The organism is Jingyaoa shaoxingensis, from assembly GCF_014385005.1.
Taxonomy (GTDB): Bacteria; Bacillota; Clostridia; order Lachnospirales; family Lachnospiraceae; genus Marvinbryantia; species Marvinbryantia shaoxingensis.
In genome coordinates this window covers 817,478-831,370 of the sequence record NZ_JACRSZ010000001.1, presented here as the reverse complement: position 1 = coordinate 831,370, position 13,893 = coordinate 817,478, and the positions used below count along the sequence as shown (strand labels likewise).

General features: G+C 42.0%; 13 protein-coding genes. 8 read left to right on the top strand and 5 right to left on the bottom strand.

The window, feature by feature from the left end; genetic code table 11:
- The 4 genes from H8716_RS03905 to H8716_RS03890 all read left to right on the top strand — a co-directional run.
- Window positions 1-3,869 (top strand): Cna B-type domain-containing protein (locus H8716_RS03905; protein WP_249307191.1); only part of this gene is annotated, 3,869 nt, incomplete at its 5' end.
- A 265-nt stretch (window positions 3,870-4,134) separates the two neighbouring features.
- Window positions 4,135-5,343 (top strand): redoxin domain-containing protein, encoded by a 1,209-nt coding sequence (locus H8716_RS03900; RefSeq protein ID WP_249307190.1) that lies wholly within the window; start codon window positions 4,135-4,137, stop codon window positions 5,341-5,343.
- Between the two features lie 8 nt (window positions 5,344-5,351).
- Complete coding sequence (locus tag H8716_RS03895; protein ID WP_249307189.1) at window positions 5,352-5,501, top strand: CD1871A family CXXC motif-containing protein; 150 nt, start codon at window positions 5,352-5,354, stop codon at window positions 5,499-5,501.
- The gene (locus H8716_RS03890) at window positions 5,494-6,351 is read left to right on the top strand and encodes a 4Fe-4S binding protein (protein ID WP_249307188.1); all 858 of its coding nucleotides are present in this window, start codon (window positions 5,494-5,496) and stop codon (window positions 6,349-6,351) included. The genes H8716_RS03895 and H8716_RS03890 overlap by 8 nt, the downstream gene beginning before the upstream one ends.
- 40 nt (window positions 6,352-6,391) lie before the next feature.
- On the opposite strand, the gene H8716_RS03885 is transcribed toward H8716_RS03890, so the two are convergent.
- The 4 genes from H8716_RS03885 to H8716_RS03870 form a co-directional block, all read right to left on the bottom strand.
- On the bottom strand, window positions 6,392-7,648 hold the full coding sequence (locus tag H8716_RS03885; RefSeq protein WP_249307187.1) for an HD-GYP domain-containing protein: 1,257 nt from the start codon (window positions 7,646-7,648) through the stop codon (window positions 6,392-6,394).
- 238 nt (window positions 7,649-7,886) lie between these two features.
- Window positions 7,887-8,297, bottom strand: coding sequence for an HI0074 family nucleotidyltransferase substrate-binding subunit (locus H8716_RS03880; protein WP_249307186.1), 411 nt, complete (start codon window positions 8,295-8,297; stop codon window positions 7,887-7,889).
- Window positions 8,284-8,574, bottom strand: coding sequence for a nucleotidyltransferase family protein (locus H8716_RS03875; protein WP_249307185.1), 291 nt, complete (start codon window positions 8,572-8,574; stop codon window positions 8,284-8,286). The genes H8716_RS03880 and H8716_RS03875 overlap by 14 nt, the downstream gene beginning before the upstream one ends.
- A 202-nt stretch (window positions 8,575-8,776) precedes the next feature.
- Complete coding sequence (locus H8716_RS03870) at window positions 8,777-9,679, bottom strand: DegV family protein (protein ID WP_249307184.1); 903 nt, start codon at window positions 9,677-9,679, stop codon at window positions 8,777-8,779.
- A gap of 224 nt (window positions 9,680-9,903) precedes the next feature.
- On the opposite strand from H8716_RS03870, the gene H8716_RS03865 reads away from it, so the two are divergent.
- The 4 genes from H8716_RS03865 (at window position 9,904) to H8716_RS03850 (ending at window position 12,309) form a co-directional block, all read left to right on the top strand.
- Window positions 9,904-10,125 carry a hypothetical protein gene (locus H8716_RS03865; RefSeq protein ID WP_249307183.1) on the top strand — a complete coding sequence of 74 codons (222 nt, stop codon included), beginning with the start codon at window positions 9,904-9,906 and terminating at the stop codon, window positions 10,123-10,125.
- Window positions 10,126-10,247: 122 nt separating this feature from the next.
- The gene (locus H8716_RS03860; RefSeq protein ID WP_249307182.1) at window positions 10,248-10,487 is read left to right on the top strand and encodes a hypothetical protein; all 240 of its coding nucleotides are present in this window, start codon (window positions 10,248-10,250) and stop codon (window positions 10,485-10,487) included.
- 435 nt (window positions 10,488-10,922) lie between these two features.
- Window positions 10,923-11,201: a helix-turn-helix domain-containing protein gene (locus tag H8716_RS03855; protein ID WP_249307181.1), complete on the top strand. Its 279-nt coding sequence runs from the start codon at window positions 10,923-10,925 to the stop codon at window positions 11,199-11,201.
- Window positions 11,188-12,309 carry a type II toxin-antitoxin system HipA family toxin gene (locus tag H8716_RS03850; RefSeq protein ID WP_249307180.1) on the top strand — a complete coding sequence of 374 codons (1,122 nt, stop codon included), beginning with the start codon at window positions 11,188-11,190 and terminating at the stop codon, window positions 12,307-12,309. Before H8716_RS03855 ends, H8716_RS03850 begins: the two co-directional genes overlap by 14 nt.
- Before the next feature lie 263 nt (window positions 12,310-12,572).
- Here the strand turns inward: H8716_RS03850 and H8716_RS03845 are convergent, their stop codons facing one another.
- Window positions 12,573-13,892 carry an ATP-binding protein gene (locus tag H8716_RS03845; protein ID WP_249307179.1) on the bottom strand — a complete coding sequence of 440 codons (1,320 nt, stop codon included), beginning with the start codon at window positions 13,890-13,892 and terminating at the stop codon, window positions 12,573-12,575.
- Between the last annotated feature and the right edge of the window lies 1 nt (window position 13,893).

The window sequence follows — 13,893 nt, the reverse complement described above, 5'->3', positions numbered from 1 at the left end:
ACCTGTACCAGAACGGAACCAAGATCGGCAGCAAGACAGTAACCGCAGAGGACGGCTGGAAGTACAGCTGGACAGATCTTGAAGCGTACAGCGAAGACGGAAAGACCGCATACACCTACAAGGTAGATGAGGAAGAAGTTTCCGGATATGAGAAGGCAGTCAGCGGCTACAACATCACCAACACGATCACGGGAACCACGAAGGTAGAGGGAACGAAGACCTGGAATGTGCCGGAAGGAACGAAGCTGCCGGAAAGCATCACGGTAATCCTGAAGCGTAATGATAAACCGATCGACAGTAAGACAGTAACAGCCAAGGATGAGTGGAAGTACAGCTTTACTGATCTGCCAGAATACAGCGCGGACGGAAAGACCGCCTACACCTACACGGTAGGTGAGGCAGAAATGGATGGCTATCGTTCAGAAGTAGAAGGCTACGATATCATCAATACGATTACAGGAACGACGGAAGTCAGCGGAACGAAGACCTGGAATGTACCGGAAGGAACTGAACTTCCAGAAAGTATTACCGTAAATCTGTATCGCAATAATGAATGGATTGACAGTAAGACAGTAACAGCCAAGGATGAGTGGAAGTACAGCTTTACTGATCTGCCAAAATACAGTGAAAATGGAAAGACCGCCTATACCTATACAGTAGAGGAAAAAGAAGTAGAAGGCTATCTTTCAGATGTAGACGGCTACGATATCATCAATACGATTACAGGAACGACGGAAGTCAGCGGAACGAAGACCTGGAATGTACCGGAAGGAACTGAACTTCCAGAAAGTATTACCGTAAATCTGTATCGCAATAATGAATGGATTGACAGTAAGACAGTAACAGCCAAGGATGAGTGGAAGTACAGCTTTACTGATCTGCCAAAATACAGTGAAAATGGAAAGACCGCCTATACCTATACAGTAGAGGAAAAAGAAGTAGAAGGCTATCTTTCAGATGTAGACGGCTACGATATCATCAATACGATTACAGGAACGACGGAAGTCAGCGGAACGAAGACCTGGAATGTACCGGAAGGAACTGAACTTCCAGAAAGTATTACCGTAAATCTGTATCGCAATAATGAATGGATTGACAGCAAAGAAGTAACAGCAGAAGAAGACTGGAGCTACAGCTGGACAGATCTTGCAGAATACAGCGAAGACGGAAAGACCGCCTACACTTACACGGTAGATGAGGAAGAAGTAGAAGGCTATCTTTCAGATGTAGACGGCTACGATATCATCAATACGATTACAGGAACGACGGAAGTCAGCGGAACGAAGACCTGGAATGCACCGGAAGGAACTGAACTTCCAGAAAGTATTACCGTAAATCTGTATCGCAATAATGAATGGATTGACAGCAAGGAAGTAACAGCAGAAGAAGACTGGAGCTACAGCTGGACAGATCTTGCAGAATACAGCGAAGACGGAAAGACCGCCTATACTTACACGGTAGATGAGGAAGAAGTAGAAGGCTATCTTTCAGATGTAGACGGCTACGATATCATCAATACGATTACAGGAACCACAGAAGTCAGCGGAACGAAGACCTGGAATGTGCCGGAAGGAACCGAACTTCCAGAAAGCATCACTGTAAATCTGTATCGCAATGATGAACCGATCGACAGGAAGGAAGTAACCGCAGAAGATAACTGGAATTACAGTTTTACTGATCTGCCAGAATACAGTGAAGACGGAAAGATCGCCTACACTTACACGGTAGATGAGGAAGAAGTAGAAGGCTATCTTTCAGATGTAGACGGCTACGATATCATCAATACGATTACAGGAACCACAGAAGTCAGCGGAACGAAGACCTGGAATGTGCCGGAAGGAACCGAGCTTCCAGAAAGCATCACGGTAATCCTGAATCGGAATGGTGAACCGATCGACAGGAAGGAAGTAACCGCAGAAGACAACTGGAATTACAGTTTTGCTGATCTGCCAAAATACAGTGAAGATGGAAAGACCGCATACACCTATACGGTAGATGAAGAGCCAGTAGCGGGCTACAATAAGACCATTGACGGCTATGATATCACCAATATAAGAAGTGATAAGATCATCGTAGAAGGTGAAAAGACCTGGGATGTACCGGAAGGAACTGAATTGCCGGAAAGCATTACAGTAAACCTGTACCAGAACGGAGACAAGATTGACAGTAAGAAAGTGACAGCGGAAGATGACTGGAAGTACAGCTGGACAGATCTTGCAGCGTACAGTGAAGATGGAAAGACTGCATATCTTTATACTGTAGATGAAGAAGCAGTGGAAGGATATGAAAAAGCAGTCAGTGTTTACAATATCACAAATACCATCACAGGAACGACGGAAGTCAGCGGAACGAAGACCTGGAATGTACCGGAAGGAACCGAGCTTCCAGAAAGTATCACAGTAAATCTGTACCAGAACGGAGAACAGATCGACAGCAAGGAAGTAACCGCGAAAGATAACTGGAAATACAGCTGGACAGATCTTGAACTGTACAGTGAGGATGGTAAAACAGCATATACTTATACTGTGGATGAGAACCCGATAGATGGTTACATTTCAACAGTAAAAGATTATGACATCACCAACACCATCACTTCTGTCAAGATCAACAAGGTTGACATTGCTGACGGCAAGCTTGTGGAAGGTGCATACTTACAGATTCTTGATCAGGATGGCAATGTAGTAGATGAATGGGTTTCTACGAAGGAATCTCACGAAGTAACCGGTCTGGTGACAGGCGAAACTTACACACTGCACGAAATGACAGCACCGGATGGATATGATCTGACTGAAGATACGACATTTGTACTGAAGGAAGATGGAACCATCGATGCAGACAAGACAACAGCTGCATCTAAGGATGGTGTGCTGCTGGTAGAGGATACGAAGACAGAGCAGACAGATAAAGCCATTGAAGTAACCAAGAAGCTGGGAACCATTTTTGGCAACACGCTCAGCGCCGAAGATGCGACCTACTATGTAGCTCTGTACGCAGACGAAGCCTGCACAAAACGAATTTCCAATGTAAAAGCACTGGAATTCAAGAATGCATCATCATCCACAGTAACATTTGAGAATCTGAAAGAAGATACCACCTATTATGTAGGTGAATGTACCGCGGATGGTACAAGCTACAAAGCAGGTACCACAGAAGATGGGGTTCGTTATACCGTGAACTTTGGTGATGGCAACAGAGTGACCATTGAAAAAGCAGACGGAACCAAAGAAGTACATTTTGATAATGTATTCCTGACAATACCGGATGGTTACAATGTAGATGCATCCCTGAGAATCGTCAAAAAAGTGGTAGATGTAGACGGTAATGCGAAAGAGACCAATGAAACATTCTACGCAGGTCTCTTTGCAGACAAAGAGTGTACAACACTTTCTGATGCCGTATCAGAGAACATCATTGAACTGAACATGAATGGATCATCAGAAACGAATGTTGAGATTACAGTACCGCTTTATCCGGCTGGAACAGTTGTGAACCTGTATGTTGCAGAAGTAGACAAAGATGGCAATCTTGTGACAAATGATGACAAATTCGCTTATGACGTAGAAGTAACCAATGGAGAAGTGACATTAGATGCTCAGAACGATACTGCGGAGGTAACGATTACGAACAGCGAAACATCTGAGGAAGAAAGTGAATCTGAAACAGAAACAGAGTCTGAATCAGAGACAGAGTCTGAATCTGAGAAACAGACAGAGACTGAATCAAAAGGCAAAAAGCCTGATAAGCAGACAACTACAGCGGCCAAGACCGGTGATAACACACCGATTGGTGCACTGGCAGGTGCACTGGCAGTATCTGCGGCAGTGATCGTCGTATACATCAGACGTCGCAGAAAGAATGAACGCAGATAAGCAATCCCCCGCTTCAAGTGCGCGGAGCACTAATCGGCGGATTGCGAATGTCCGCTTTACGAGTAGAACTGCACTGCAGGGAACAAATGATTCTTTCAAATGTAACAAGGTAAAGCAATGAGAGCCCCGTGGCAGAGAAAACTGCCATGGGGTTCTCAGCATATACAAAAAAGTGTTTTTTCTGTGAATTTTACAGCAATTCACACGATGTACACAGAAAGTATGTTACAATACCTTAAGAAAAACTAAAAGGAGAATGAACAAAATGAACAGAAAAAGAATGATGGTACTGCTGGCGACAGGAGCGCTGACCTTGGCTTCGATGAATATGACGATGGTGATGGCAGAGGATACAGAAGCTGCCACAGAAGTCAGTACAGAAAACAGTACAGAAGAAGCTGTCGGTGGAGATACAGCCGGAGTAGCAATGGTGGCTGACGGAGATGCAGATACGGCAGTGTTTGCAGAAGACGGGACACCGGTATCAAAGACAGTAAAAGCATATGAATTAAATTTCCCTTCACAGGATCTCTATGATTTTCCATATATGGGACTGCAGTTCTCACTTCCAGACACACTGAAAAAACAGATGGACAATTCTGACGTACTGATGATGACCGCAGAGGACTGGACCAGTGATATGTCAGGCATCAAGTATGCATTTGTGCACTGGAACAAGCTGACAGAGGAGCAGAAGAACGAAGATGTAGATTTGCTGGGAACCGGCTATGAAGACTGGTTAAAGAGTATCGAGAGAATTGGTACTCTTGGAATGTACAGCACAGATGTATTGGATGATCTGGACAATCTTACCGGATGCAATGAACACAAGGAACTGGGAACCAGTGCAGATGGAAAATTCAAGTATTATCTCAGCATCAATAAGGATGCGGATGCAGACCTGACAGATGAGATCGGACAGATCGAAACAACTCTTACGGATATGACAGAATTCGACGGAAGTCATTCTGCATTTGATGAGCCATCAGACAGCACCAATCTGGGCGCAGAGAATGTAGGTACATTTGAGACTACGGATATTGATGGCAATACCTATACAGAGTCTGTATTCAGTGACTATGATCTGACACTTGTGAATGCGTTTACCACCTGGTGTTCTCCGTGTGTCAATGAGATGCCGGAACTGGAAAAGCTGTACCAGGAATTAAAGGATCAGGGTGTTGGTGTTGTCGGAATGGTAATCGATTCAGTAGGAGCGGACGGAACAACAGATGAAGAAGTGGTGAAGAAGGCACAGGTTCTGAAAGAAAAAACAGGCGTGACTTATCCGCTTCTGCTCCCAGATAAAGGCTTCCTGAACGGGCGCATACAGGGACTGCAGTCCTTCCCGGAATCTTTCTTTGTGGATAAAGACGGCAATATTGTAAGTGATCCGATCATGGGAAGTAATGATCTTCAGGGCTGGAAAGATGCTGTGATGCAGAAGTTAGATGAAGTGAAAGCGAACCAATAGGGGGACTTATGAGAAAACTGACAGAGTCAAGATGGACCGGAATTGCCCTGGCAGCGTTGGGGGTTCTGATGATGGTGGCCGGGATTCACCGCGGGGAGATGGTGGTAGTTCTGACCAAAGCTGTAAATATCTGTATGGAGTGTATTGGAATTGGATAAAAAGACAACAATTAAAAACTGGCCGAGACATACTATACAGGCAGTATGGGCGGCAGCAACAAATTCCCATTTTTCCGGATTTGTAACCGGCAAAATATATACGGGAAAACTGAAAAATGTCTGTGTACCGGGACTGAACTGTTATTCCTGTCCCGGTGCAGTGGGAGCATGTCCCATCGGATCACTGCAGGCAGTGATCGGGAGCTGGAACTTCAAATTTGCTTATTATGTAGTGGGATTCCTGATCTTTGTGGGGGCACTTCTTGGAAGACTGGTGTGCGGGTTCTTATGTCCGTTTGGACTGATCCAGGATCTGTTAAACAAGATTCCGTTTCCCAAAAAGATACGGACATTTCGTGGAGATAAGCTGTTACGAAAGTTAAAATATGTGATATTTCTGATATTTGTGATCCTTCTCCCACTGTTTCTGACAGATATTATGGGACAGGGAGCACCATATTTTTGCAAACTGATCTGTCCGGCAGGTACATTGGAAGGCGGGCTGCCGCTGGTACTTCTGAATAAGGCAATGCGCGGTGCCATTGGATGGCTGTACATATGGAAAAATGCGATTCTGATTGCAACGATTGTGTTATCCATCCTCATATACCGTCCATTTTGCCGGTATATTTGTCCACTTGGGGCATTCTATTCCATATTCAACAAAGTATCTGTATATCGCTATCATGTGGATAAGGAGAGCTGTGTACATTGTGGAAAATGCGCAAAAGTCTGTCAGATGGAGGTCAATCCGGTGGAAGATGCGAACAGCTTAGAATGTATCCGCTGCGGACGCTGCAGACAGGCATGCCCGGTACAGGCAATCAAGTGCGGATTACGAAAGCAGTGATCATAAAAAAGTATAGTAAAAGCGCCGGCTCATGCCAGTGTCATTTGGATGAGAATGACATTTGGTTTGTGCCGGCACTTTTTGAATAGTCAGAAAAGCAGGCCGCAGTCTGAGTAACAATATCGGAATCGATCCATCCTTTTTCAGCCATATCCCGCAGAATTTCACATGCTTTTTCATGGGAGATACCCTGTTTATAGGGACGGTTCTCGATCAGAGCCTGATAGATATCTACACATGCCATAATACGCTCCTGAGTATTCAGATCAGAGGCTGATTTGCCAAATGGGTATCCGGAACCGTCTAACCGTTCGTGGTGAAAGGAGGCCCAGTCACGAATCTCATCAAAATCGTTGATACCTGAGAGAATATAGTAGGTATATGCGGCATGGTGCTTCATGGCAGCGAATTCTTCATCTGTCAGACGTCCTGGTTTTTCCAGAATTTCATTTCCGATTACTACTTTTCCGATATCATGCAACGCACCAGCCAGATACATTTTCTGGGCAGTTTCCTCATCATATCCCATGTAGCGGATCAGTTTTTCCGCATCAGCAGCTACGCAGATAGAATGGGTACTGGTAAGAGGAGACTTATAGTCAATAATATGGGCGAAAAAGTTGGCCAGAATCTTAATCTGAGAAAAGCTGAGATCCTGTTTGATCCGTGGAATCTTGTTCCAAAGGCAGATTCCCAGATTTTTGTTTCCAATCGAAAGAAAATGGGACTCTGAAAATGCCCGTAAAAATGCATCCGCACATTCTTCGTCAATGATGCGGCCTCTTGTGCTCGTTAAAAAAACATTTGCTTTTTTCCAGGTGTCAGATGTAAATGTTTGGGAATGACAGATGACATCCAGTGAGTCACACAGGTGTATAATACGTGCAAAGAGAGGCACCTCTGTCCATGTTTTACCAAAGGGACCACTTCCATCCGCATTTTCATGATGATATAAAATCACATTCGAGACATCTGTATGAAATGGAAGCCCCTGAATATTCTTTTCACCTGAAATACAGTGTGCACTTAATTGGGGAAATTCCTGAGTAACAGATGCCGGTGAAATATCATTGTAGAATTCTTCCTGAACATACTGGATCAGTGCATTGTCATGCAGCAGGGCACAGACAGCCAGATCCTGCAGCCGTTTGCCCTGAACACCCAGCTGTTCAGCGGTGCAGACACTCATATAAGCAACACGTCTGGCATGTTTGCTGGTTACATGTATGAATTCAGCTTCTACACAGTCCAGTGCATAGGAGCAGGCTGCGAAAAGTCCTAAAACATCTAATTTCATATAATTCTCCTCCGGTATGATAAGTACAGGCTCCAAACCAGCTTACCACTGAACGTATTATAACATGTCGAAGTATGAATGAAAATAGAGTGAAATCCAGTCTGGAGGGTGTTATTTACAACCGGGTATCTGATCCAGAGAGGAAAGATAAGTGGAGATGTTTTTTCGCTTGCAATTCCGAACATGGAGATTCGCAGGATCTTTACATCACAGAAGATGTATAAATTTTGGCTGTGTATCATGTCCAATCGCTTTCAGTTTCATCCAGTTTCTTTATCAAAGTTTCTTTGAGAATCTTAAAAGCAGGAATAAAACTGTCACGTATCAGCAGAATCAGTTCATCGATTTCGTTCTCATTGTAAATGTGAACAGAGGTATTACGTTTTTTTAGCATAAGCAGCCATATTTCAGGATCATTTAGAAAGCCTATTTTGTAACCAAGTTGTAGGATTTCACGTGGTGATCCAGTAGAAGCCTCTTCCACACCGTGCATTTTCATAATCTCCTGCAAGGCTTTCCAGGCAAGCTCAAAAGTAAGATTAAACTGTCCGATAATTCCGGTTCTGTAGATATCATTCGTTTCAGCAAGTGTAAAATCAGCATCTGCCAATATGGTCAGACAATTGGAAAAGTTATCAAGCTTTTTCATAAATTACGACACCATCCTTTTCGATTTCCTGTTTCAAATCATCTGAAACAGAGGTATCAGCCTGTACAATATCAAACATCAAAAGAGAATATATTTTTTCCTTCACATCCCAGTAAAAACCATCAAAATCACCGCCGTATACCGCAATATCTATATCGCTTCGTTCTGTATTCGTTCCCCGTGCACGTGAACCAAACAATATAATTTTGTTGACAGAATATTTCTGTGCAAAAGAACAAAGTTCTTCAAAAACCCGATCTGGGAGATTGTATTGCATATCCAACACCTTTCTTTTAATAAAAATACCTCTCTGCTTCCATGTCCTGTATAACTGCCGGTACGTGCAATGTCAACCCCTGTTCTTTTCAGAAGCCGTTTGAGCTGACAAGTGCATCCCAAACCTCTCGTAAGGGTGATCGGTGTTTCAAGGATCCCAAGGATTATGAAGGATGTCGTGTAGCGGTCAACTGCCTGTTTTTTCACTCTGTACAAGCCAATTCTCTGTCTTTTCCAATGAAGAAAAGCGCAATGGTATCAGGGCCGACATGACTTCCGGTACAGAAGTCATAAGAGGTGTTGATGAAATCACGTACTTTGATTTTTTCCTGTATTTTCTTCATAATATAAAGAGAATCTTCGTATGCGTCTGCGTGGGCAATGCCGATAATTTGCTTCTCCGGATGTATGATGTTGTTACATACCAGATCAATCAGAGTGTTTAATGCAGATTTGCGGCCACGGACATTTTTATAAGAGACAATGTAGCCATCTTTGTCGCCTTTCAGAATAGGTTTAATTCTCAGAACATTTCCAATAGCGGCTACACTTCCTTTGATTCGTCCGGTCTGAGAAAGATATTTGAGATCTCCCACAGTAAAGATGCCATTCATTTTTCCGACACAGGATTCCAGAAAATCTGCGACCTCATCGACAGTCATACCCTTATCGCGCATGATGCTGGCATATATGGCAAGGATTCCCTGTGCAAGAGAGGCATTAAGAGAATCAATTAATCGTATTTTATGGCCATTTGCGTTATTGTCTGACAAATCTTCTGCAGCTAATCTTGCAGAATTATAAGTTCCGCTGATATTTTTACTTAAGGAGAAGTACAGGACATCCTGACCTTCCTGCAATGCTTTTTGAAATTTTTCTTTAAAAGTAGCAATGCTGATCAGACCGGTTTTGATTTCGCATCCTTTGCGCATGGCGTTATAGTATTCGGAACCCTTTTCACGTTCTTCTTCAGGTGAAAGATCCGGATTATAGCAGGTAATCTCTTTGCCGGAAACCAGATTGACAAAAGAGATAACGTTGATGTTATACTGCTTTGCAATGACAGCCGGAAGATTGGCTGCGGAGTCAACAAAAATTTGAAACATAGTATCTTTGATCCTTTCTATATATGTAACCATTGTAATGGCATTTTGCGAAAGTGTAAACCCTTTTTAGGACGCTGTTTCAATTTGAATGATGATAGATGTATAATAGCAATAATGTCTAAAAACAGAAAGTGCATTTTGGTAAAAACTGCTTTTGAAATCAAAATCAACTGGTTTTATAATAGAAATAGAATCTAAAAAATGAAACTCAGGAGGAATCACATATGCATGAATATGAAATCTTTATAGAAGAAATAAATCCGTGTGGAGGAGAAAAACACAGCAAAAAAACTTTGATTGAAGCAGAAGCAGCCAGTCCCGAAGCATATGTAAAAGAAAATGGAAGATATCCGGTTCTGGAAACTACACGCAATGAAAACGGTGATATCGTAATAGTAACAGGAGATAATAAGGGTTCTTTTGTACGTTATACATTTACAGAATAAATGCATGGTAATAATAACTAAAAACAGGAAATGTATTTTTAGTGAAAACCTCTTTTGAAATTTAAATGGAATGATTTTATAATTAAAAGTGCTGAGGCATTTTTGAAAGAGAGGTAGCTAAAATGAAAAGAATTAAAGCGGCTTGTATCACTCAGACAGTATGTTTTTCCAACCATGACGGAGAAACGACAGCATATGCAAAAAAAGCAATTGTACAAGAATGTGAAAAGTATAAATCACAGTTGGAAAAGAGTGGAGCAAAGTACAAAATTTTGTCAGAAAAAACAAATGAAGATGGCTCTATTGTGATTGAGATTAAGAAACAATACAATTCGTCTCCGGTTGGGGAATATTTGAATTAACATGCTCCTTCGCTTAAACGGTAAAATTTAAATTATGATGGCAAAATAAATGCAATCCTGTGTCTGTGAGAAAGAACAAACAGATCCTGGGGTTGCATTTGTTATAGCAAAAAAGAAAAGAACGGAGAGACGAGAATGAAAAAATACAGCAAAATTTTACGTATAATAATTTATATTGTTTAACTGGCTGTGGAGGGGAATAAGGGGGCGGTGTTTGTGACTTTTTACTGTCCCCAGTGGCATTCTAAAAGAATTGATTTATGTTTAAAGGAAGACGATGAGGTCGTGGATAGCGATCTCATTATTTTTTATCTTAAATTAAAAAAGTTGTATTAAGAGCGTATAAATGATAAAATAATCATATATAATATATTATCTAATTTGAATGAAAACTGACTATTTTAGACAAAATATTATCCGAATAGGGAGGACAATATGGAGAATTTTATATGGGAAACAGCAGAGGAACTTGATCAGAAACTTGCACAGAGAGTGCGGAATATCAGGAAGCGTCGTTCTATCTCCCAGGAGAAGCTGGCTTCTATGAGTGGGGTGAGCTATGGTTCGATTAAAAGATTTGAGACTTCAGGGCAGATTTCGCTGATATCCCTCACGAAGATCGCTATGGCATTAGATATAGAGGATGATATCAGAAATCTTTTTACGACGGTACCTTACAGGGATATTCAGGAGGTCATAAATGAGACAAAATAATGCATTGCAGGTATACTATGATGAAAGACATGTAGGAACACTGGCAATGACAGCTGACTATAAAGTAGCATTTCAATATTGTGAAGAATGGCTGGAAAATGGTTTCCCTATCAGTCCATTTTCATTGCCTTTAAAAAAACAAGTATTTGTTCCAACCAAAGATTATTTTGATGGACTTTTTGGTGTTTTTGCAGATAGTCTTCCGGATAACTGGGGACGATTATTATTAAATCGATTACTTCGAGAACATAAACAGAACCTGGATGAACTGACAGTTCTGGATCGATTGGCGATAGTTGGAAAGTCTGGAATGGGAGCATTGACATATTATCCGGAAAAAAGTTTTTCAGAGCAGCAAAAGCCTGTGAATCTGGATGAACTGGCAGAAGAGTGTGCGAAGATATTGAATACAGAATACTCAGATAAACTGGATGAATTGTATTGCCTTGGTGGAACCAGTGGAGGTGCCAGACCCAAAATTATGACGACAATTGATCGAAAAGACTGGATTATAAAATTTCCTGCGCATGTAGATGGAAAAGATGCAGGAAAGATGGAGTACGATTATTCCTGCTGCGCAAGACAATGTGGCATTACAATGAGTGAAACAAAACTTTTTCCATCAGATATATGTAAGGGGTATTTTGGAATTAGTCGATTCGACAGAGAGGCTGATGGAAAAAGACTTCATATGCTGACGGCAGCAGCACTTCTGGAACTGGATTTTGAACAGCCAAGTTTGGATTATCATAGTTTGATGAAACTTACAAAGATTTTGACCAGAGATAATAAAGAAGATGTGGAGAATATGTTCCGCCGCATGTGTTTTAATGTGTTTGCACATAACCGGGATGATCATTCAAAGAACTTCACATATTTATATGACGAAATAAATGATCAATGGAGATTGAGCCCGGCATATGACCTTACTTACAGTAATACGTATTACGGGGAACATACAACCACAGTTGATGGAAACGGACGAAATCCAGGCAGGAAGGAACTTCTGGCAGTAGGTATTGCAGCGGGAATGCGAAAGAGCAATTGTGAAAGAATTATAGACACCATAGAGGTATGCGTTTCACAGATGCTCGGGGAATATTTGTAACATTCACAAAATCTTGGCTCACAAAACAATTAACAAGTGTTTGTTTTACAGGCTTTCCGGGGTATCAGTCATTTTGTCTGGTATTGTAAAGCAGTGTCAGATTTGTCGTAAATTTGTGGTCAAAAAATGATGAGAAATGTGGCTTGGAGATGCAATCAGAGTGTATCAGGCGTCCCTGACATGCAATTGAATGATTTCCTTAAAGATGAATAATCTTATAAAGTGCGGCAGTCGTGGATGCTCCGGATATAATCAGTAACTGATTATATCCGGAGCATTATTTTGGCAGAGAAAATACCATCTTCATAGGTAAAGTCACAGGCACCGCCGTTTTTGTCGGTAATGTGGCGGACGGATTCGATTCCTATGCCGTTTCCGGAGCGTTTGGAGGATTGGAAAATATTGTTTTTTTGCTGTATTTTGCCATCGAAGGTATTCTCCACATGAATCAGAAGCAGATGATTATGGTGGGGATAAACCTCCACATTAATCTTTCTGCGGGCGTGCTCTGTTTTCACACTTGCCTGGATGGCATTTTCCAGCAGATTGGAAAATACAAGGCACAGATTAATCTCATCTATGGAAAGATCAGCAGGCAGGGAAACCAGTGCATGAAAAGGAATGTTTTCTCTTTTGGCAAGAGTGGAATAATATCCGAAAACACTGTCAACAGCCTGATTTTCACAGAAATGGAGGTTATAGTCAGAGATTTTTCCGGTTGCAGCCAAGAGATATTTTTTGATTTTTTCCATGTCACCCTGCTCTGCCAGAGAGGACAGTTGTACAAAATGATGGCGGATATCGTGACGCGCCTGTCTTGCTTCTTCAATGGCCATGCAGAGATTCTCGTATCTTTCCTGCTGAAGGGAAAGAAAATGGTTTTCCTGCTGAAGTCTGGCATTTCTGTTCAGGCTGACCGCCATCATGAGAAACATGACATAAAACAGGAGCAGGATTATGAGCAGTACAAGACTGAAAACAATATAACACTGCAGGACCCGCCCGGTATATAAAGTATCGCGGTATTTAGGAATCATAAAAAGATTCACTCCGATGAAGATTACCGGAAGGATCCAGAATACATACCAGGTCTGGGCAAAGTTTTCGTCTGTGATCATTGTCTGAACACAGTGGCGGGCAGGATACCAGGCTGCCAGAACAAACAGCAGGCAGATGACGTTATAGAAAATTCCGGCACCGGTACGAAACCACAGTTCATTTTCTGTAATATGCAGGTCAGAAGTTATAAGTGCATTGACTGCCCGGGAAAGACTGTTGAAACATGCAAAAACTGCAAAGACTGCCAGAAAAATACTGACGGATTTCCAGACAGAGATTTTTAATGTTTTATGATAAATAAGCATAATAACAGGCAGCAGAGGAAACAGGATCCATCTGATGGGAAAGTGGAGAGCGCAACAAACCGCTCCTCCGAAAATACAGATTCCCAGAAGAAGAGGAAGAAGCCACGCTGTCAGCTTAAGCGGTGTCTGTCTCAGATAGCTTTTTACAGGCAGATATGCCAGCAGTATGCCGGGAATGATTACGGAAAGTTCAAGTACAGGGCGAAGTATGTCAGTCATT